This is a genomic window from Streptomyces sp. CO7, assembly GCF_053474865.1.
In genome coordinates this window covers 1-418 of sequence record NZ_JBRIOU010000128.1, presented here as the reverse complement: position 1 = coordinate 418, position 418 = coordinate 1, and the positions used below count along the sequence as shown (strand labels likewise).

Below are 418 nucleotides of genomic sequence, written 5' to 3'. Positions count from 1 at the left end.
CGACCGCGGACACCGGTGTGACGCAGGCGCGCAGCGGCGCGCCGTCCAGATGCACGGTACAGGCGCCGCACTGGGCCATGCCGCAGCCGAACTTGGTGCCGGTGAGCCGGGCGATGTCGCGTATGACCCAGAGCAGGGGCATGTCGTCGGGTACGTCGAATTGCTGGGGCTTGCCGTTGAGCGTAAGGCTCACCATGACTTCCTCCGATGCTGCCGTCGGGTGGCTCGGAAACGACCGGGCAAGAATGCGCAAAAGCCAGGGATTAGGGAAGAGCAGCGCGTCGCCGGCGCTGGTCGAAACGCCGTGAAAAGCGTGCGAAACCGCGACAATTCTTGCCTGGACCTGCAGCGCCGAAAAGCGTGCAGGCGAGCAAATGCAGGAAAGATAAGCGGCGGCACGAAGGATCTTGCCTAGAGC

Annotated in this window: 1 protein-coding gene; it reads right to left on the bottom strand. The window is 64.4% G+C overall.

From position 1 onward, the window contains the following. A partial coding sequence (locus tag ACOV8S_RS31425; protein WP_448321880.1) for a (2Fe-2S)-binding protein occupies positions 1-418 on the bottom strand: 418 nt, incomplete at both ends.